Here is an 18649-nt window from a genome sequence, read left to right as displayed (position 1 = left end):
CGCCGCGGTTCGGCCCCCGACCTGCACGTGTGGTTCGATAAGCCCCGCGCCCCGGTAGCCCAACCGGCAGAGGCAATCGGCTCAAACCCGATCCAGTGTGGGTTCGAATCCCACCCGGGGCACCCTGCCACCCCTCAGGCGGCAGACCGGCCGAGCCCGTTCGCCTCCCAGCCGGCCGTCCGCCACCGCTCGAGGTCGAGCCGGCCGCGGCCGTCGATCACGCGCGGCGTCGACGTCAGGTGCGCGAGCGGGCCCGGGTCCGCGTCGGCGAAGGCGTCCCACTCGGTCAGCACGAGAACGACGTCGGTGTTCTCCACGGCCTCCTCGGTCGACGTGGCGAAGGCGAGGGTCGGGAAGGTCCGCCTCCCGGTGTCCCCCGCCTCGGGGTCGTAGACCGTCACCTGCGCGCCCTGCAGGTGCAGGGCCGCGGCCACGTTGAGGGCCGGCGAGTCCCGGACGTCGTCCGTCCCGGGCTTGAACGCCGCGCCGAGCACCCCGACGCGGCGGTTGAGCACCGACCCGCCGCAGGCGTCGACCGCCATCGCGACGACGCGGCCGCGCTGCGCCATGTTGATCTCGTCGACCTCCTGCATCAGGGACGCGGCACGATGCGCCCCCAGCTCGCGCGCCCGGTGCATGAGGGCCCGGATGTCCTTGGGCAGGCATCCGCCGCCGAAGCCGAGCCCGGCGTCCAGGAACTGCCGGCCGATCCGCCCGTCGTGCCCGAGCGCGTCGGCCAGGACCGTGACGTCCGCGCCCGCCGCGTCGCAGACCGCCGCGACGGCGTTGATGAAGGAGATCTTGGTCGCGAGGAACGCGTTGGCGCTGACCTTGACCAGCTCCGCCGTCGGCAGGTCCGCGACGATCACGGGCGCCCCCTCGGCGATGGGCCGCGAGTACAGCAGGCGCAGCGTCGCCTCGGCCTCCTCGCTCACGCCGCCGAGCACGATGCGGTCGGGGTGCAGCGTGTCGTGGACCGCCTTGCCCTCGCGCAGGAACTCCGGGTTCCACACCAGCTCGACGCGACGGTCCGCCGGCACCAGCGTCCCCAGCATCTCGCGGAGCCGCGCCGCCGTGCCCACCGGCACGGTGGACTTGCCGACGACGAGCGCGTCGTGGTCCAGGTGCCGGGCGATGCCGGTCACCGCCGCCTCGACGTACGAGAGGTCCGCCGCGTGGCTGGTCGCGCGCTGGGGCGTGCCGACGCACACGAAGTGCACGTCCGCCCAGGCCGCGGCCTCGGCGAGGTCGGTCGTGAACCGCAGGCGCCCCGACTCCGTGTGCCGCTGCAGCAGCTCGGGCAGGCCCGGCTCGAAGAACGGGACCTTGCCCGCGGCGAGCGCGTCGACCTTCGCCGGGTCGACGTCCACGCCCATGACCTCGAACCCGAGCTCGGCCATCGCGGCGGCGTGCGTGGCGCCGAGGTACCCGGTGCCTACGACGCCGACCCGCGGCGCGGTACGTCGGCCGGCGGGCCCGCCGGCCGCCGGGCGTGTGGACCTCTGTCCCGCACGGCGGGACACGGTGCTGGTGGTCATGTTCGCTCCTCCGGTCCGTACTGCCTGGTTGCTGCCTGGTGGCGTGCTGCCTGGTGATGTGCCCGGTGCGTCCGGCGGCGGACCGGTCGCGGCTGTCCCGCCCGGTCAGGGCCGGGGCAGCGCCGTCCAGCCGACCCCCGCCATGTGCTCCGCGAACGCCGAGGACGTCGACGCGCGCGAGTCGATCCGCCAGTCGTTCGTGACGGTCTGGCCGGACACCTGGGAGGTCACCGCGAGGTTGAACCACGAGAACCCGACGATGTCGTCGTTCTCCGGCGCGGTCAGCGCCCAGGCGAGGTGGTCGATCCAGCGGGACTTCTGCCCGCCGATCTCGCTCGCCCCGATCTCGGCCAGGAACAGCGGCTTGCCCGCCGCGACGTCGCGCAGGTCCGCGAGCGTCGCGCCGAAGGTGCTGCTGAAGGTCGGCACGTCGTCCTCGCGGAACGGCGGCCGCCAGTAGGCGGACATGCCGGCCCAGTCGACGTACTCGTCGCCGGGGTACTGGGTACGCAGGAACTCCGTCGACGCACGGTCGGGCGCGAGGTTGTCCACGCGGTTCGGCGCCCACAGCCAGATGACGAGGTCGTTGGCGCCGGCCTTCTCGAAGATGTCGTGCACGTGGCGCCAGACCTTGACGTAGTCGCCCCGCTGGTTCGTGTTGACCCCGTCGGACCACGGGTACCAGTCGCCGTTCATCTCGTGGTTGAGGCGGATCACCAGGGGAAGCCCCGTCCGGGTGATGTCCCGGGCGTACTTCGCCAGGTAGTCGTCGTAGCGGCCGGAGAGGACGACCTCGGACGTGTAGTCGGGCTCCGACACCTGGTCGTTGGCCGCCGCCATCGGGCGGCTCTCCCACGTGAGCACGGGCAGCTCGCCGTGCCGCCAGGACCGCTCGACCCCCTCAGGACGGAAGTCGGTGTCCCAGCCCTGGAAGTAGCCCGAGACGGTGGCGTCGAGGTCGGTGCCGACCTTCTGCTGCACGTTGTCGAACTCCGCCCAGTTCCACGGCGACTGGGTGGTGTACATGCCCCACCACCGCGCGTCGCCGGCCGCGGCGCGGAGGATCTGCTTCTTGGTGGGTGCGGAGACCGCCTCCGGCGTCTCCTCCCCGCCGCTCCCGGCGCCCTGCAGCGACTGCTGCAGCTTCTTCTCCCGGGCGCGCGCCTCGGCGAGCTGCGCAGTGCGGTCCGCCGCGGTCGCCTCGGCGTCCCCGACGCGCGCCCACGCCTGGTCGGCCGAGCCCCAGGCCTCCCCCGCGGCCGCCTCGGCCTCGCCGACCCGGCTCCACGCGCCCCGCAGGGCCGCGCCGTCACCGCCGCCCCCGCTGCCGCCGCCGTCGCTGTCGTCGCCCGTGCCGCCGCCCGCCCTGCTCGCGGACCACGAGTCGCTCCCGGAGCCGCCGGCCGCGGCGGCCTCGGCGGCCCGCGCCTCCGCCCTGCCCGCCCGCGACTGCGCCTCGACCAGCTTCGCGGCGGCGGCCTTGTCGGCGGCCTTCTTCCTGGCCAGTCGCTTCGCCTCGGCCTCCGCCCGCTCCGCCGCGGCCTTCTCCTGGCCGGAGACCATGCCCTGCTCGCGCTCGCCGGCGGCCTTGGCCTCGATGCGGTATCTCTCGGCCTGTTCCTCGGCGGAGGCCAGGTCCTGTTCCAGGGCGTCGACGCGGGCCTGCAGGTCCTCGGCCGACGGCGCGTCGTCGCCGACGTCGATCCGCGGGGTGGCCCACACGAAGGCCGACACGGCGAGGAGCGCGAGGACCAGCACGCCGGCGGCGACGCGCGCCCGCCACGACGTGGCGCGCAGGACGGACGTGATCTTGTCAGACATACAGGAGCGCCTCCAGACCGAGGATCACGACGGCGATGCCGTACGGGACGAGGACGAGGGGGTTGCGCGTGCGGACCGTCGTGGCGCGCCGGCGGGTCGTGGGCGCGGGGGCTTCGGCCCGGAGTTCCACCGCGGTGCCCGCCACCGGTTCCGACGCGGGCGCGGCGGACGGCTCCCCCGCAGGTCGTGGCCCGAACACCTCGTCGGCGAGCGAGCGCCCCGCCGCGTCGTCCGCGACCTGGCCCGCAGCCTGGCCGGCAGCCTGGCCGGCAGCCTGGCCGGCAGCCTGGCCCGCGACCTGGCCCGCGACCTCGCCTCCGGCGGGCTGCCCGCCCCGGTCGACCACGTCGACCGGGGCGGTCGCGTCCTGCAGGTCGTCGAGCTCGGCCATGAGCTGGTCGGTCGTGCGGTCGTAGGCGCCCGCGCGAGTCCCCCACCCCGCCACGTGCGCCATCCGCACGAAACCGAGGAAGCGCACCGGCATGAGGAAGAGGGACGAGACGATGATGAACACCGGCAGGCGGAAGAAGTCCGACGGCTTCTCCCGGAGGTGCCGGAGCTGCCGGAAGGCCATCGACAGCACGGACGAGACGACCATCAGCCCGATGACGAGGATCCAGCCGCTGTTGCCCACCGCCTCCTGCAGGATCGCCTGGTAGAGGTTCACCCCCGTGCCGCTCGCCGCCCGGTAGACCCAGCCGACGATCGTGCCGAGGAGCATGAACGGCAGCAGGATGTCCACGACGAAGAAGACCGCCAGCACCGGGGCGTGCATCAGCATCCACGGCAGCATCCGCAGGGTGTTGTACTGGCTGCCGCGCGCCCAGCGCAGCTGCTGCTTGTAGAGCTTCCGCACCTGCAGCGGAGCGTCCGTGTAGACCAGGGACGAGAACTGGTAGACGGTGCGGTAGCCCTCCTTGAGGGTCAGGTTCGTCAGCGTCCGGTCGTCGGAGACCTCCAGGAACACGCCCAGGAACTTCTCGGTCATGAACTTCTCCATGACCCGCACCAGGATGTTCCGCCGGAAGGCGATGGTGCGACCGGGCAGGCACCCGACCTGGCCGACCACGGACTGGGCGGGCATCGAGTACAGCCCGCGCGAGTTCTCGAGCCAGTCCGCCCAGCGCGTGATCCAGCTGCGCTCCGGCTCCAGGATCCGCTGCCGGGTGGTGACGCCCCCGACGCTCTCCTCGGCGAACGGGCGGAGCAGCTCGACCAGCGTGCCGTCGGTCCAGATCGTGTCGGAGTCGACCAGCACCGTGATCTCCCCCGTCGACGCCTCCGTCCCGACCTTCACGGCGTTGCGCTTGCCGGGGATCGGCGTGTGCAGCCACCGCACGGCCGGCGCGAGGTCGTCGCAGATCCGCTCCAGCGCCTCGTTGCGGGCCCCGTTGATGACCACGATCGTCTCGTGCGGGCCCTGGGCGACGATGCGGCGCAGGACGTCGCGGAAGAGGTCCTCGGGCTCGTCGACCACGGGGACGATCACGCTCGCCGTGCCGGTGAACTCGCCGGTGAAGGTCTCGTAGCGGCGGGACAGCACCACCTTGAGCAGCCAGATCGCCCACACCGTGGCAGAGAAGGCCGCGAAGAGGTAGAACTCCGCGTGCTCGTCGAGCATGTGCCGGACCTGCAGGATGAAGATGAACATCGGGCACCTTCCGCCAGGGTCGCTCGCACACGACGGTGCGGGCGACGCGTCGTCGGGTCTCGCGATGGGCCCCCTCGGGGCCGTCCAGACCGTCGCGCGGCCCCCGCGGAGGGACCCGGGGGCGCTGCCCCCTGGCGACCGTCATGCTCGCCGGACCAGGCGGTCCGGGTCGGTGCCGCGGAGCGGGTCCTGCTCCCCCCGCGGCCTGTCGAGCACCGGTAAGTGCTGACTCCGACGCTATGCGTGGCACAGGCGAAGGCGCAGGTCAAGGATGAACTTTTCACGTGCTGTTCATCGGCTCCCGGCGGGGCGCCGCGGCCCACGGAGCGGCGACGGCGCAGGTCACGAACCGGTCACGACGGCCGTGGCGCCTGCGCGGGTCGGGGTCCAGATCCTGGACGCTTCACACGACCGCAACGTGGAGGGCCGGCCGGCGGCACACGGACGAAACGTCCCCCGGGCGGACGCCCGGCCCGGGCACGACGAAGGGCCCCGCACCGCCGGAGCGGTACGGGGCCCTTCGTCACGGACATCGCGCGCGGCCGGGTCCCGAGGACCCGGCCGACCGCGGTCACACGTCGCTGTGGCTGCCGACCTGGTGCACGAGGATCGAGTTCGTCGTGCCGGGCACGCCCACCGGGGCACCCGAGACGATCACGACGCGGTCGCCGGGCTCCGCGAGCCCGTTGGCGCGCAGGGTGGAGTCGACCTGGCCGACCATCGCGTCGACGCTGTCGACCTTCGGCACCTGGTAGCTCGAGGTGCCCCAGGTGAGCGCGAGCACGCTGCGCACGCTCTCCTCCGGCGTGAACGCGAGCAGCGGGATGCCGGAGCGCAGGCGGGACATGCGCTTCGCCGAGTCGCCGGACTGCGTGAACGTCACCAGGTACTTGACGCCGAGCGAGTCGCCGATCTCCGCCGCGGCGCGGGTGATGATGCCGCCGCGGGTGTGCGGGGTGGAACCCAGCGGCGCGATGCGCTCGCGGCCCATCTCCTCCGTGGCCTCGATGATCCGGGCCATCGTCTGGACCGTGATGATCGGGTAGTCGCCGACGCTCGTCTCGCCCGAGAGCATGACCGCGTCCGCGCCGTCGAGCACCGCGTTGGCGCAGTCGGAGGCCTCGGCGCGCGTCGGCGTCGGGCTGGTGGTCATCGACTCCAGCACCTGCGTGGCGACGATCACGGGCTTCGCGTTGCGGCGGGCGAGCTCCACGATGCGCTTCTGCACCAGCGGCACCTGCTCCAGCGGCATCTCCACGGCGAGGTCGCCCCGGGCCACCATGAAGCCGTCGAAGGCCGCGACGACCTCCTCCAGGTTCTCCACGGCCTGCGGCTTCTCGATCTTGGCGACGACGGGGACCGTGCGGCCCTCCTCCGCCATGATCGCGGCGACGTCGTCGTAGTCCTTGGCGGACCGCACGAACGACAGCGCGATGATGTCCGCGCCCATGCGCAGCGCCCAGCGCAGGTCGTCGGTGTCCTTCTCCGACAGCGCCGGCACGGAGACCGCGACGCCGGGGAGGTTGATGCCCTTGTTGTTCGAGACCGGGCCGGCGACCTCGACGGTCGTGACGACGCGCGGGCCCTCGACGGCGATGACGCGCACGCGCACCTTGCCGTCGTCGATGAGGAGCGGGTCGCCGACGCGGGCGTCGCCCGCCAGACCCTTGTGGGTCGTCGAGACGAGCTCCTTGGTGCCCTCCACGTCCTCCGTGGTGATCGTGAAGGTGTCGCCCTCGTTCAGGTGGTGCTTCACGTCGCCCGCGAACCGGCCGAGCCGGATCTTGGGGCCCTGGAGGTCGACGAGGACAGCGACGTTACGGCCGGACTCCTTCGCCGCCGCCCGTACACCGTGGTACACGGCCTCGTGCTCCGCCTGCTCCCCGTGGCTCCGGTTGATCCGGGCCACGTCCATGCCCGCGTCGACCAGCTCACGGAGCTTGGTCGGGGACGCGGTCGCGGGTCCGATGGTGCACACGATCTTCGCTCTGCGCATGTCTCCAGCCTCGTCGTCGATCGGCCCCGACGCGAGCCGGGGCCGGCACCGGGCGCCGGTAGGGCGCCCGGGTACTGCTTCATCCTTGTCGTGCTTATCCTCGCAGCGCGACCGTCCGCGGTCCCACCGGCGCGGGCAGCTCGCTGCTGCCCTGCAGGTAGGCGTCGACCGCGGCCGCGGTCGCACGGCCCTCGGCGATCGCCCACACGATGAGCGACTGCCCCCGGCCCGCGTCGCCCGTCGCATAGACGCCGGGCAGGCTGGTGGCGTAGTCGTCGCCGCGCCGGACGAGCCCACGGGTGGTGAGCTCGGTGCCGGTCTGCGTCACCAGCTCGTCGGTCTCCGGACCGGTGAACCCCATGGCGATCAGGACCAGGTCCGCGGGGATCTCGCGCTCGGTGCCCTGCTGGGGCACCCGGCGGCCGTCGGGCAGGTATTCCGTCTCGGCGATCCGCAAGGCGCGGACGTTGCCGTCCGCGTCCCCCACGAACTCTACCGTCGAGGCCAGGTAGCTGCGCTCCCCGCCCTCCTCGTGCGACGACGAGACCTCGAACAGGATCGGGTCCGTCGGCCACGGCTGGCTCGCCGGGCGCTCGAGCGACGGCTTCCGGCCGATCGCCAGCGTGGTCACGCTCGCCGCGCCCTGCCGCAGGGACGTGCCGAGGCAGTCCGACCCGGTGTCGCCGCCGCCGATGATGACGACGTGCTTGCCCTCGGCCGACGGGGCTCCCTCGACGGGGCTGCCCGCCGCCGCCTTGTTCGCCGGGGTCAGGAAGTCCATCGCGAAGTGGATGCCCGCCAGGTCCCGGCCGGGCAGGCCCAGGTCGCGGGGCACCGTGGCACCGGTGGCCACCACGACGGCGTCGAACCGGCGGCGCAGCGCGTCCCACGTGATGTCGCGGCCGATGGCGACGCCCGCGCGGAAGCGGGTGCCCTCGGCCTCCATCTGCTCGAGCCGACGCTCGATGTGGAGCTTCTCCAGCTTGAAGTCGGGGATGCCGTAGCGCAGCAGGCCGCCGATCGCGTCGTCGCGCTCGTACACGACGACGGTGTGGCCGGCCCGGGTCAGCTGCTGGGCGGCCGCCAGGCCCGCGGGGCCGGAGCCCACGACGGCCACGGTGGACCCCGTGAGTCGCTGCGGCACCTGCGGCGTCACGAGGCCGCGGGCGAACGCCTCGTCGATGATCGAGACCTCGACGTTCTTGATCGTCACCGCGGGCTGGTTGATGCCCAGCACGCAGCTCGTCTCGCAGGGCGCCGGGCAGACGCGACCGGTGAACTCCGGGAAGTTGTTGGTCGCGTGCAGCCGCTCGATGGCGTCGGCCCACTGGTCGCGCCACACCAGGTCGTTCCACTCCGGGATGAGGTTGCCCAGCGGGCAGCCCTGGTGGCAGAACGGGATGCCGCAGTCCATGCAGCGGCCCGCCTGCTCCTTGAGGAACGGCTGCCCGTCCTCGCGGTGCGCGTGCGTGTCCTTCCAGTCACGCAGCCGCACCTCGACCGGGCGGTTCGGCGGGAGCTCGCGCTCCCGCACCTTCAGGAATCCGCGGGGGTCAGCCACGCGCCACCTCCATGATCTGCTCCCACATCGCCGGGTCGAAGTCGTCGCCCTCGCCCAGCGTCTTCCCGGCGGCCTCGGCGTCGGCCAGCGCAGCGCGCACGCGCGCCCAGCCGGCCGGCACGACGCGCGAGAAGCGCGCCCGGGCCCCGTCCTCCTCGAGGAGCTCGGCCGCGACGGGCGAGCCGGTCTCCTCCTGGTGCTGCTCCAGCAGGCCGCGCACGCGGTCCCAGTCCTCGTCGTCCAGCGGGCCCACCTGGAGCTCGCCGCTCGCCACGGCCTGGGTGTTCATCGCGGCGTCGCGCAGGTTCAGCACGTACGCGACACCGCCGGACATGCCGGCGCCGAAGTTGCGGCCCGTGGGGCCGAGGACCAGCACCGTGCCGCCGGTCATGTACTCGCAGCCGTGGTCACCCACGCCCTCCACGACCAGGGTCGCGCCGGAGTTGCGCACGCCGAAGCGCTCGCCCACCCGGCCGCGCAGCAGCACCTCGCCCGACGTCGCGCCGTAGCCGATGACGTTGCCCGCCACCACGTTCGCGGCGCCCTCGAGCACCGCCGAGCGGTCGGGGCGCACGACGATCCGTCCGCCCGACAGCCCCTTGCCGACGTAGTCGTTGGCGTCGCCGTACAGCCGCAGCGTGACGCCGCGGGGCAGGAACGCGCCGAGCGACTGGCCGGCGGACCCCGTCAGGGTCACGTCGATCGTGTCGTCCGGCAGGCCCGCGGCGCGGTACCGCTTGGTCACCTCGTGGCCGAGCATCGTGCCGACCGTGCGGTTGACGTTGCGCACCGGCAGCTCGATCCGCACGGGGAGCGCGTCCTCGAGCGCGGGGCGCGCCTTCTCGATGAGCTGGTTGTCGAGCGCCTTGGCCAGGCCGTGGTCCTGGGTCGTCACCTGGTGCAGCGTCGAGCCCGGGGCGGGCTCGGTCGCGGCCAGCACCGGGGCCAGGTTCAGCCCCTGCGCCTTCCAGTGGTCGACCGCCTTGCGGGTGTCGAGCGCGTCGACGTGCCCGACGGCCTCCTCGACCGACCGGAAGCCGAGCGACGCCAGGTGCTCACGCACCTCCTGCGCGATGAACTCGAAGAAGTTCACGACGAACTCCGGCTTGCCCGTGAACCGGCGCCGCAGCTCGGGGTTCTGCGTCGCGACGCCCACCGGGCAGGTGTCCAGGTGGCACACGCGCATCATGACGCAGCCCGAGACCACCATCGGCGCCGTCGCGAAGCCGAACTCCTCGGCGCCCAGCAGCGCGGCCACCACGACGTCGCGACCGGTCTTCATCTGGCCGTCGACCTGCACGACGATCCGGTCGCGCAGGTTGTTGAGCACGAGGGTCTGCTGGGTCTCGGCCAGGCCGATCTCCCACGGTGTGCCCGCGTGCTTGAGCGACGTCAGCGGGCTCGCGCCCGTGCCGCCGTCGTGGCCCGAGATGAGGACGACGTCCGCGTGCGCCTTGGAGACGCCCGTGGCCACGGTGCCCACGCCGAACTCGGAGACGAGCTTGACGTGCACGCGTGCCGACGGGTTGGCGTTCTTGGCGTCGTGGATGAGCTGCGCCAGGTCCTCGATCGAGTAGATGTCGTGGTGCGGCGGCGGCGAGATCAGGCCGACGCCGGGGGTCGAGTGCCGGGTCCGCGCGACCCACGGGTAGACCTTGGGGCCGGGCAGCTGACCGCCCTCGCCAGGCTTGGCGCCCTGGGCGAGCTTGATCTGGATGTCGTCCGCGTTGGTGAGGTACTCGCTCGTCACGCCGAAGCGGCCGGACGCGATCTGCTTGACCCGCGAGCGGCGCTCGGGGTCGTACAGGCGCTCCGGGTCCTCGCCGCCCTCGCCGGTGTTCGACCGGCCGCCGAGGCGGTTCATGGCGATCGCCAGCGTCTCGTGCGCCTCCGCCGAGATGGACCCGTAGGACATCGCGCCGGTGTTGAACCGCTTGACGATCTCGCTGACCGGCTCGACCTCGTCGATCGGCACCGGCTCACGGTCGGGCGTGAAGCGCAGCAGGCCGCGCAGCGTCATCAGGCGGCGGGACTGCTCGTCCACGCGGCGCGTGTACTGCCGGAAGATGTCCATCCGGCCCGTGCGGGTCGCGTGCTGCAGGCGGAAGACGGTCTCGGGGTCGAAGAGGTGCTCCTCGCCGTCCCGGCGCCACTGGTACTCGCCGCCGCTCGTGAGCCGCTGGTGCGGCTTGTGGTTGCCCGACGCCGGGTACGCCTCCGCGTGCCGCGCCGCGACCTCGGCCGCGATGACGTCGAGGCCGATGCCCGCGAGCCGGCTCGTCGTCCCGGTGAAGTAGTCGTCGACCAGCTCGTGCGAGAGCCCGACGGCCTCGAAGATCTGCGCACCGCGGTACGACATGATCGTCGAGATGCCCATCTTGCTCATCACCTTGAGCACGCCCTTGCCGAGCGCCTTGATGAGGTTCGCGACGGACTTCTCGGGGCTGACGTCGAGGTAGCCGCGCAGCGCGAGGTCCTCGACCGTCTCCATGGCGAGGTACGGGTTGATGGCCGCCGCGCCGTAGCCGACGAGGAGCGCCACGTGGTGCACCTCGCGCACGTCGCCGGCCTCGACGACCAGCGAGATCTGCGTGCGGGTGTGCCGGCGCAGCAGGTGGTGGTGCACGGCGCTGGTGAGCAGCAGGGACGGGATCGGGGCGAGCTCGGAGTCCGAGTCGCGGTCCGACAGCACGATGTGCGTGGCCCCGGCCTCGATCTCGGCGTCGACCTCCGCGAAGATCTCCTCCAGGCGCGCCTGCAGCGCACGGCCGCCGCCCGAGACCTCGTACAGGCCGCGCACCATGTGCGCCCGGAACTCGCCCTCGAGCCGCTCGTCGCGGTCGATGCGGACGATCTTCGCCAGCTCGTCGTTGTCGAGCACCGGGAACGGCAGCACGAGCTTGCGCGCGTGGCCCGCGTCGTCCGACAGCAGGTTCGGCTCGGGGCCGATGGCGCCGCCGATCGAGGTGACGAGCTCCTCGCGGATGGCGTCCAGCGGCGGGTTCGTCACCTGCGCGAACATCTGCGTGAAGTAGTCGAACAGCAGCCGCGGCCGGCTGGAGAGCACGGCCACCGGCGTGTCCGAGCCCATCGCGCCGAGGGGCTCGGCCCCCTGGTTCGCCATCGGCGTCAGGATGATCTTGAGCTCCTCCGACGTGTAGCCGAAGGCGCGCTGGCGCCGCTGCACGGAGGCCGGGCTGTGCGCCACGTGCTCGCGCTCGGGCAGCGACTCGAGCGAGATCGAGTTCTCCTCGATCCAGCGGGCGTACGGGCGCTGGGCGGCGAGCTGCGACTTGAGCTCGTCGTCCTCCACGATCCGGCCCTGGGCGGTGTCGACCAGGAACATCCGGCCCGGCTCGAGGCGGCCCTTGCGCACGATCGTCGCGGGGTCGAGGTCCAGGACGCCGGCCTCCGAGGCCAGCACGACCAGCCCGTCCTCGGTGACCCAGTAGCGACCGGGGCGCAGCCCGTTGCGGTCGAGGACGGCGCCGATCAGCGTGCCGTCGGTGAACGTGAGGCAGGCGGGCCCGTCCCACGGCTCGATGAGGTTGGCGTGGTACTGGTAGAACGCCCGGCGGGCGGGGTCCATCTCGGCGTGGTTCTCCCACGCCTCGGGCAGCATCATCAGCACCGCGTGGGGCAGGGAGCGCCCGCCCAGGTGCAGCAGCTCGAGCACCTCGTCGAGGCTCGCGGAGTCGCTGGAACCCTCGGTGCACACCGGCAGGAGCGGGGCGAGGTCGCCGAGCTCCTCGCTCGCCAGGGTGCCCTCGCGGGCGGCCATCCAGTTGCGGTTGCCGCGCACGGTGTTGATCTCGCCGTTGTGCGCCACGAGGCGGAACGGCTGCGCCAGCGGCCACGACGGGAACGTGTTCGTCGAGAAGCGCGAGTGGACCAGCGCGATCTCCGAGGCGTACCGCGGGTCGGACAGGTCGGGGAAGAACGGCTCGAGCTGTGCCGTGGTGAGCATGCCCTTGTACGTCAGGGTGCGGCTCGACAGCGACGCGAGGAACAGGTCCAGCTCGTGCTGCGCCCGCTTGCGCAGGCGGTACGTGCGGCGGTCGAGCTCGAGGCCCGACAGCTCGCGCGACGGGTCCGCGACGACGACCTGCCGGAACAGGGGCATGGACGCGCGCGCCGTCGGGCCGACCAGGTCGGCCGTCACGGGCACGTCGCGCCACGCGAGGACGTCGAGCTTCTCCTCCGCGGCGATCGCCTCGAAGCGGCGCGCGAGCGCGTCGGCCCCCGCGACGTCCTGCGGCAGGAACGCCATCCCGATCGCGTAGTGCCCGGCGGGCGGCAGCTCGGCGGCCACCACGTCGCGGACGAAGGCGTCCGGGATCTGCGTGAGGATCCCGGCCCCGTCTCCGCTGTTCTCCTCGGCGCCCACCGCTCCGCGGTGGTCGAGGTTCAGCAGGGCCGTCAGGCCCGCATCCACGATGTCGCGGCCGGGCGTCCCTCGCAGGGTCGCGACGAACGCGACACCGCACGCGTCGTGCTCGGCCGCGGGGTCGTAGAGGCCCTGGGCCGAGGGCCGCGCGACTCGATGCTGCGGCGTGGTCATCAACACCGTCCTCCTGCACGCCCGCACGCGGGCGCGTCATGCTCATGGGTGGTCGGGACGTCGTCGGCCCGTCGGAAACATCAGGTGGTCCGCCCGGGTCTGCCCCGGTCGGAACCCCCTCAGGCGCGGTCGGCCGGCCCCGGGTCGGGCCCGGCGACGTCCGCGTCCGCACGGTTCGGGTCGGTGCCGCTGTCGCGGCCGTCGTCCCGGCCGGGGGCGCCTGCGGCGGCCCCGGCGTGCGCGGTGCTCGTGGTGTCAAGCTCGGTGTCGTGCTGGTCGTCGTCCGTCCCGGCCGGTACGGCGCGCGTGCGGCCGGGCAGCTCGACCCCGTCCTCACGCTCCGGGTAGCGCCGACCGATGACGTAGAAGGCGACGAGGGCACCGAGGCCCACGACGATCGACGTCCACACGTTCAGACGCAGCCCGAGCACGTGCTCGGCGGTGTCGATGCGGAGCATCTCGATCCACACCCTGCCGAGAGTGTAGAGCGCGACGTAGGCCCAGAATACCCGCCCATGACCGAGCCTGTACCGGCGGTCGAGCCAGACCAGAACCGCGGCGGCGCCGAGGTTCCACAGCAGCTCGTACAGGAACGTCGGGTGGAACAGCGTGCCCGCCGCGAACGACGTGCCCGTCTGCGCGTTGAGCTGCTGGATGACCTCCGGGGAGACCTCCAGGCCCCAGGGCAGGGTGGTGGGCGCGCCGAAGAGCTCCTGGTTGAACCAGTTGCCGAGCCGGCCGATCGCCTGGGCCACGAGGAGGCCGGGCGCGAGGGCGTCGGCGAACGAGCTCAGGCGCACGCCCTTGCGGCGGCAGCCGATCCAGGCGCCGACGGCGCCGAGCGCCACCGCGCCCCAGATGCCCAGGCCGCCTTCCCAGACGTAGAGGGCGCGCACGGGGTCCCCGCCCTCGCCCCAGTACGGCTCGGGGGTGCTGATCACGTGGTAGAGGCGGCCGCCGACGATGCCGAACGGTACCGCCCAGAACGCGATGTCGAGGACGTCGTCCGCCACGCCGCCGCGGGCCACCCAGCGTTTGGTCGTGATCCAGATCGCGGCGGCGATGCCGGCGAGGATCGCGAGCGCATAGGCACGCAGCGGCACGGGGCCGAGGTACCACGTGTGCTGCGACGGGCTGGGGATCGCGGCCTGCACGGTGGTCAGGATCGTCCCGGTCACGAGATCTCCTCCGGGGTGGTCCGGCGGGAACGGCGGACGCCGCCGGCGAGCTCCGCGACCGTCGACCGCAGGGCGTCGAGCCGCTCCGGCCACGGCCGGTCGGCGAGCAGGGGCCGTACGAGGGCCGAGCCGACGATGACGCCGTCGGCGAACCGGCCGACCTCGGCGGCCTGGTCGCCCGTCGAGACGCCGAGGCCCACGCAGACATGCTCGGCGCCGGCTGCTCGCGTGTCGGCGACCAGCTGCTCGGCGCGCTCGCCCACCTGCGCACGGGCGCCGGTGACGCCCATCGTCGAGGCCGCGTACACGAAGCCGCGCGACGCGCGGGCCGTGAGGGCCAGCCGCTCGGGCGTGGAGCTCGGGGCGACCAGGAACACCCGGTCGAGCCCGTGGGCGTCGGACGCCGCGATCCAGTCGGCCCCCTCGTCGGGGATGAGGTCGGGGGTGATGAGGCCGGCGGCGCCCGCCCCGGCGAGGTCGCGCGCGAACGCGTCCACGCCGTACCGCAGGACAGGGTTCCAGTACGTCATCACGAGGGCGGGCACACGGCCGCCGGAGCGGTCGGCGACGGCCTCGACGACGCGCAGCACGTCGCGGACCCGCGCGCCCCCGGCCAGTGCCGCCTCGGCGGCCCGCTGGATCACCGGACCGTCCATGACGGGGTCGGTGTAGGGCACGCCGATCTCGACGACGTCCACGCCGGCGTCGACCATCGCGAGGACGGCCTCGACGGAGCGCTCGACGTCCGGGTAGCCGACCGGCAGGTACCCGACGAGCGCGGCACGGCCCTCGGCGCGCAGCGCGTCCAGCCGCGCGGCCGTGGTCGACATGCCCGTGGGCGAGGAGTGGGTCGCGGTGCTCACTGGTCGCCCTCCGAGGACTGCGGGGCGTCGGCCTGCTCGTCCAGGAGGCCGAACCACCGCGCGGCGGTGGCCACGTCCTTGTCCCCGCGCCCGGAGAGGTTCACCAGGACCACCTGGTCCGTGCGCCCCGCCTCGGCCGCGGCACGGCCGACGCGCAGCGCGCCCGCGAGGGCGTGCGCCGACTCGATCGCCGGGATGATCCCCTCGGTGCGGCACAGCAGGCGGAACGCCTCCATGGCCTCGTCGTCGGTCACGGGCTCGTAGGTGGCGCGGCCGAGGTCGTGCAGCCACGAGTGCGCCGGGCCGACGCTCGGGTAGTCCAGGCCTGCCGAGACGGAGTGGCTGGGCAGCGTCTGCCCGTCGTCGTCCTGCAGCAGGTAGGACCGCGCACCGTGCAGCACGCCCGGCGCGCCGCCGGAGAATCGCGCGGCGTGCCGTCCGGTCTCGACGCCCTCTCCCCCGGCCTCGAACCCGTAGAGGGCCACGCCCTCGTCGTCGAGGAAGGCGTTGAAGATGCCCAGCGCGTTGGAGCCCCCGCCGACGCATGCCGCGACGGCGTCGGGCAGGCGGCCGGTGCGCTCGAGGATCTGGGCCCGCGCCTCCTCGCCGATGATGCGGTGGAACTCGCGCACCATCTCGGGGAACGGGTGCGGCCCGGTGACGGTGCCGAGCAGGTAGTGGGTCGACTCGACGTTCGCCACCCAGTCGCGGAGCGCCTCGTTGATGGCGTCCTTGAGGGTGCGCGAGCCGATCCTCACCGGGATCACCTCGGCGCCGAGCAGGCGCATCCGGGCCACGTTGAGCGCCTGGCGCTGCGTGTCCTCCTCGCCCATGTAGACGACGCACTCGAGGTCCAGCAGGGCGGCGGCCGTGGCGGTCGCGACGCCGTGCTGGCCGGCGCCCGTCTCGGCGATGACGCGCGTCTTGCCCATGCGCTTGACCAGGAGCGCCTGGCCCAGCACGTTGTTGATCTTGTGCGACCCCGTGTGGTTGAGGTCCTCGCGCTTGAGGAACACCCGCTGCCCGCCCGCGTGCTCCGCGAAGCGGGGCACCTCCGTCAGCGGCGACGGGCGGCCGGTGTAGTCGCGGTGCAGCCGCGCCAGCTCGTCCGTGAAGGCGGGGTCGCCCAGCGCCTTGCGGTACTCGGTCTCGAGCTCGTCGAGCGCCGCGATGAGGGCCTCGGGCACGAAGCGGCCGCCGAACTGCCCGAAGTACGGGCCCTCGACGTCCGCGAGGCGCCCGAGCACCTGGTGCGCCAGGTTCTCGGTCAGCGCGTCCCGTACGGGCTGGTCGGGCACGGGTCCTCCGTCTCGGTTCGGCGGGTCTGCCGGGTGGATGTCCATGATGAGTCGTCCGAGGGTACCGGCCGGCGGGACCTCGGTGGTGCGGCGTCCTGTCGTCCTCGGGACGGCCCGCCGCGGGCCGCCCGGACAGCGGTTACGGCTGGGCCGCCGGCCGGACCGACCACAGGGCCGGGTGCTGGCCCGCCGCGACCAGGTCCGCGACGGAGCGGCGCGGCGTGCCGTCGGTGACGAGGGCCTCGCCGACGAGCACGGCGTGCGCCCCGGAACGGGCGTAGTCGAGCACGTCGTGCGGGCCCCGGACACCCGACTCGGCGACGCGCACGACGTCGTCGGGGATGAGGGGGGCGAGCCGGGCGAAGGTGGACCGGTCGACCTCCAGCGTCTTGAGGTTGCGCGCGTTGACGCCGACGACCCGGGCGCCGGCGTCCAGCGCGCGGCGCACCTCGTCGTCCGTGTGGGCCTCGACCAGCGCCGTCATGCCGAGCGAGTGCACCCGCTCGATCAACGACGTCAGCACGGTCTGCTCGAGGGCGGCGACGATGAGCAGCACCACGTCCGCCCCGTGCGCCCGCGCCTCCCAGACCTGGTAGGGCGTGACGACGAAGTCCTTGCGCAGCACCGGCACGTCGACCCGCGCCCGCACGGCGTCCAGGTCGGCGAGGCTGCCGCCGAACCGGCGCTGCTCCGTGAGCACCGAGATGACGCTCGCGCCGCCGCGTGCGTACTCCTCGGCCAGCGCGGCCGGGTCGGAGATCGGCGCGAGGTCGCCCTTGCTGGGGCTCGACCGCTTGACCTCGGCGATCACGGCGACGCGGTCCTCCGAGAGCAGGCGCCGGGAGCACTCCAGCGCGCCCGGCACCCGGGCCGCGCGCTCCTTCAGCTCGTCGAGCGAAGTCCGCGCCTGACGCACGGCGAGGTCCTCGCGGACCCCCGCGACGATGTCCTCCAGGACCGTCATGGTCTGCCTCCCCCGTCCCCGCGACGCCGGACGACGTCTGCCTGCCATCGTAGGCCCGTCCGCGGGGCGGTCCCGACACGTCTCCGAGCGTGAGACGACGGGCCCCGGGCGCGTCTCCGGAGACGCCGACGGCGCGCACCCCCCGCGGTGGGTGGGTGCGCGCCGTCGGTGCGTTCCGGAGTGGCGATCAGTGGCCGGAGGGCGCCCGGCGCGGGGCCACGCCCGGCTTCGCCTGGCCGAAGCCCATGTTCCGCAGCACGAGGCCGAGCACGAGCGCGGCGGCGACGATCACGGCGCCGATCCAGACCACCGCGTCCGGGACGTCGGGCAGCATCCCCACGGCGCCGACGAGAACGCCCAGCATGATGCCGATCATCGCCGTCCACGCGGCGGTCGTGTGGCCGTGGTTCGTGGGCGGGACGGCCGGGGGCAGGTAGGCGACCTCGGCGTTGCGGTTGTCGGTCATTGGAATGTGATGCCCTTTCGTGACGTGGTGCGCGGTCCAGCCTAGCGGTCCGCGGACGGGTCCGTGCCCCGGGAGAGCGCGTCCCAGGCGTCGTGCGGGTCGTGCTGACCAGGAGCGTCGGGGTCCTCGCCCGCACCGCCGGTCGCCGGGCCGGGGTCCGGTGCAGCAGTGCCGCCGTCCGACGGCGGCGCGGCGTGCGCGCGCTCGTGCCGTCCGGACGTGCCGCCCCAGGCGGGGGCGCCGAGGGCCGCGAGGACCGCGACGACGACCGCCGCCACGCCGAGCGCCGCCGTCAGCCACGGCCAGACGGCCACCGCGACGGGCGACGTGAGGTCGGTCACGCCCGCGGCGTCGGACGCGCCCGAGGTCGCGGCGGGCACCGGGTCGAGCAGCACCGCGACGGCGGAGGCGGCCGCGAGGACGCCGGCGAGCGCCACGACGACCAGCGCGACCCAGCGCGCCACCCGCCCGGCGATGGCCAGCGCCACCCCCCCGGCCACGACCACGAGCGCCGCCGCGCCGACCGCCGGGGCAGCGCTCGTGCCCGTCACGGCGACGTCGACCGTGGGCTCGAGCGCCGTCGACACGGTCGTGCTCAGCCAGGTGGGCGACGCCGTCGCGAGCGTGAGCCCGCCGACGACGACCACCGCCCACACCGCGCGCGAGCGCGCCCGCAGCGGGCCCCGTCCCGGCGTCGCCGCGGGCCCCCCGGCCGTCCCGTCGCCGTCCGTCGTGCGTGCTGCGTCGTCCAT

The 18649-nt window shown here is 73.6% G+C and carries 12 protein-coding genes and 1 tRNA gene; 1 reads left to right on the top strand and 12 read right to left on the bottom strand.

Annotated features, from left to right (window positions below):
- Positions 1 to 48 precede the first annotated feature (48 nt).
- Positions 49 to 122 (top strand) — tRNA-Leu (locus ACQFYA_RS10235).
- A gap of 12 nt (positions 123 to 134) precedes the next feature.
- On the opposite strand, the gene ACQFYA_RS10230 is transcribed toward ACQFYA_RS10235, so the two are convergent.
- The 12 genes from ACQFYA_RS10230 to ACQFYA_RS10175 form a co-directional block, all read right to left on the bottom strand.
- On the bottom strand, positions 135 to 1538 hold the full coding sequence (locus ACQFYA_RS10230) for a UDP-glucose dehydrogenase family protein (RefSeq protein WP_499123693.1): 1404 nt from the start codon (positions 1536 to 1538) through the stop codon (positions 135 to 137).
- Between the two features lie 105 nt (positions 1539 to 1643).
- Positions 1644 to 3359 carry a glycoside hydrolase family 26 protein gene (locus tag ACQFYA_RS10225; RefSeq protein WP_499123692.1) on the bottom strand — a complete coding sequence of 572 codons (1716 nt, stop codon included), beginning with the start codon at positions 3357 to 3359 and terminating at the stop codon, positions 1644 to 1646.
- Complete coding sequence (locus ACQFYA_RS10220; RefSeq protein ID WP_499123690.1) at positions 3352 to 5010, bottom strand: glycosyltransferase; 1659 nt, start codon at positions 5008 to 5010, stop codon at positions 3352 to 3354. The genes ACQFYA_RS10225 and ACQFYA_RS10220 overlap by 8 nt, the downstream gene beginning before the upstream one ends.
- Positions 5011 to 5581: 571 nt before the next feature.
- Positions 5582 to 7006: a pyruvate kinase gene (gene pyk / locus ACQFYA_RS10215; RefSeq protein ID WP_499123688.1), complete on the bottom strand. Its 1425-nt coding sequence runs from the start codon at positions 7004 to 7006 to the stop codon at positions 5582 to 5584.
- Positions 7007 to 7100: 94 nt separating this feature from the next.
- Positions 7101 to 8567, bottom strand: coding sequence for a glutamate synthase subunit beta (locus ACQFYA_RS10210; RefSeq protein WP_499123686.1), 1467 nt, complete (start codon positions 8565 to 8567; stop codon positions 7101 to 7103).
- Entirely contained in the window at positions 8560 to 13128 is a 4569-nt protein-coding gene (gltB, locus tag ACQFYA_RS10205; RefSeq protein ID WP_499123685.1) for a glutamate synthase large subunit, read from the bottom strand. The genes ACQFYA_RS10210 and gltB overlap by 8 nt, the downstream gene beginning before the upstream one ends.
- A 119-nt stretch (positions 13129 to 13247) precedes the next feature.
- Complete coding sequence (gene lgt, locus ACQFYA_RS10200) at positions 13248 to 14306, bottom strand: prolipoprotein diacylglyceryl transferase (RefSeq protein WP_499123684.1); 1059 nt, start codon at positions 14304 to 14306, stop codon at positions 13248 to 13250.
- A complete protein-coding gene (trpA, locus tag ACQFYA_RS10195; protein ID WP_499127495.1) occupies positions 14303 to 15136 on the bottom strand; it encodes a tryptophan synthase subunit alpha in 834 nt (277 codons plus the stop codon). The genes lgt and trpA overlap by 4 nt, the downstream gene beginning before the upstream one ends.
- Positions 15137 to 15165: 29 nt before the next feature.
- Positions 15166 to 16512, bottom strand: a complete 1347-nt coding sequence (gene trpB / locus ACQFYA_RS10190; protein ID WP_499123683.1) for a tryptophan synthase subunit beta — start codon at positions 16510 to 16512, stop codon at positions 15166 to 15168.
- 94 nt (positions 16513 to 16606) lie between these two features.
- Positions 16607 to 17431: an indole-3-glycerol phosphate synthase TrpC gene (gene trpC / locus ACQFYA_RS10185; protein ID WP_499123682.1), complete on the bottom strand. Its 825-nt coding sequence runs from the start codon at positions 17429 to 17431 to the stop codon at positions 16607 to 16609.
- Between the two features lie 187 nt (positions 17432 to 17618).
- Positions 17619 to 17897, bottom strand: coding sequence for an HGxxPAAW family protein (locus ACQFYA_RS10180; RefSeq protein ID WP_499123681.1), 279 nt, complete (start codon positions 17895 to 17897; stop codon positions 17619 to 17621).
- A 41-nt stretch (positions 17898 to 17938) separates the two neighbouring features.
- Positions 17939 to 18649, bottom strand: coding sequence for a Trp biosynthesis-associated membrane protein (locus ACQFYA_RS10175; protein WP_499123679.1), 711 nt, complete (start codon positions 18647 to 18649; stop codon positions 17939 to 17941).

The sequence above is a fragment of the Promicromonospora sp. Marseille-Q5078 genome (genome assembly GCF_050315395.1).
Taxonomy (GTDB): domain Bacteria; phylum Actinomycetota; class Actinomycetes; order Actinomycetales; family Cellulomonadaceae; genus Isoptericola.
This window is presented reverse-complemented; position numbering and strand designations above follow the sequence as displayed.

Coding starts and splice junctions, on each gene's coding strand:
- ACQFYA_RS10180 (WP_499123681.1), bottom strand. CDS start 17,897: ATGACCGACAACCGCAACGCCGAGGTCGCCTACCTGCCCCCGGCCGTC.
- gltB (WP_499123685.1), bottom strand. CDS start 13,128: ATGACCACGCCGCAGCATCGAGTCGCGCGGCCCTCGGCCCAGGGCCTC.
- ACQFYA_RS10230 (WP_499123693.1), bottom strand. CDS start 1,538: ATGACCACCAGCACCGTGTCCCGCCGTGCGGGACAGAGGTCCACACGC.
- ACQFYA_RS10220 (WP_499123690.1), bottom strand. CDS start 5,010: ATGTTCATCTTCATCCTGCAGGTCCGGCACATGCTCGACGAGCACGCG.
- trpA (WP_499127495.1), bottom strand. CDS start 15,136: ATGTCGACCACGGCCGCGCGGCTGGACGCGCTGCGCGCCGAGGGCCGT.
- trpC (WP_499123682.1), bottom strand. CDS start 17,431: ATGACGGTCCTGGAGGACATCGTCGCGGGGGTCCGCGAGGACCTCGCC.
- trpB (WP_499123683.1), bottom strand. CDS start 16,512: ATGGACATCCACCCGGCAGACCCGCCGAACCGAGACGGAGGACCCGTG.
- ACQFYA_RS10175 (WP_499123679.1), bottom strand. CDS start 18,649: ATGGACGACGCAGCACGCACGACGGACGGCGACGGGACGGCCGGGGGG.
- ACQFYA_RS10225 (WP_499123692.1), bottom strand. CDS start 3,359: ATGTCTGACAAGATCACGTCCGTCCTGCGCGCCACGTCGTGGCGGGCG.
- pyk (WP_499123688.1), bottom strand. CDS start 7,006: ATGCGCAGAGCGAAGATCGTGTGCACCATCGGACCCGCGACCGCGTCC.